General features: G+C 67.4%; 2 protein-coding genes. One reads left to right on the top strand and one right to left on the bottom strand.

Translation table 11 applies throughout. The features are described 5' to 3' along the window. A partial coding sequence (locus tag IEZ06_RS35835) for an RNA-guided endonuclease InsQ/TnpB family protein (protein ID WP_189241112.1) occupies positions 1-697 on the bottom strand: 697 nt, incomplete at its 3' end. Positions 698-737: 40 nt separating this feature from the next. Here IEZ06_RS35835 and tnpA point away from each other — a divergent pair. Continuing rightward, positions 738-986, top strand: a 249-nt coding sequence (gene tnpA / locus IEZ06_RS35830; protein ID WP_189241113.1) for an IS200/IS605 family transposase, incomplete at its 3' end; no start/stop codon positions are given.

Raw genomic sequence — 986 nt, 5'->3', positions numbered from 1 at the left:
CCTTCGCCGTGCGGGACAGAGCCCGCTGCGCCTTCTTCAGCCGTCGTTCCGCGCGCCGCAGGAACCGGGGGTTGTCGATCTTCCGGCCGTCCGACAGCACCGCGAAGTGCGTCAGGCCCAGGTCGATGCCGACCTCGGCGGTCGTCTCCGGCAGCGGATCGTTGCCCGTCTCCACGACGAACGACGCGAAGTACCGCCCGGCCGCGTCCTTGAGGACCGTCACGCTGGACGGCTCCGACGGCAGGTCCCGCGACCAGCGCACCGGCACGTCGCCGATCTTCGGCAGGCGTAGTTTCCCGCCCGCCGTGATCGAGAACCGGGCGTTCTTCGTGAACCGGATGGCCTGCCGGTTGTCCCTTTTAGAGCGGAACCGGGGCTGGGCGATCTTCGGCCCTTTGCGCTTGCCGGTGATCGAGGCGAAGAAGTTGCGGTAGGCGGTGTTCAGATCGGCCAGCGCCTGCTGGAGCACGACCGCGGAGACCTCGGAAAGCCACGCCCGCTCCGGCGTCGTCTTCGCCGCCGTGATGACCCGCTTGGACAGCTCGGCGTCCGAGACGTACGGCAGACCGGCCGCTCGGGCGTCCTGCCGGGTGCGCAGTCCGTCGTTGAACACCGTCCGCGCGCACCCGAACGCCCGTGCCAGCGCTTGGCGCTGGCCCGGCGTCGGGTAGAGGCGGACGTTGTACCGGAGCTGCACGCCGTGATCCTAGCGTTGGTTCACGGCTGAGCATGGAGACATCAGAACCGGTAGGAACTGTGTTTCCGTCCTGGATGCCCATTTGGTTTCCGTGACCGGGTTCTGGCATCGGGTGTTCGGTGGCATCCACCTGGAGCGCATGGAGCAGATCGTGCGGGAGGTGTGCGCGGACTTCGAGTGCGAGCTGGTCGAGTTCAACGGCGAGAGCGATCATGTCCACCTGCTGGTGCACTTCCCGCCGAAGGTCGCCCTGTCCCGCCTGGTCAACTCACTGAAAGGGGTGTCCTCC

Source organism: Planomonospora antibiotica, assembly GCF_014647955.1.
Classification (GTDB): domain Bacteria; phylum Actinomycetota; class Actinomycetes; order Streptosporangiales; family Streptosporangiaceae; genus Planomonospora; species Planomonospora parontospora.
The sequence above is the reverse complement of the archived record's forward strand: the minus strand, read 5'-3'. Positions and strand labels throughout refer to the sequence as shown.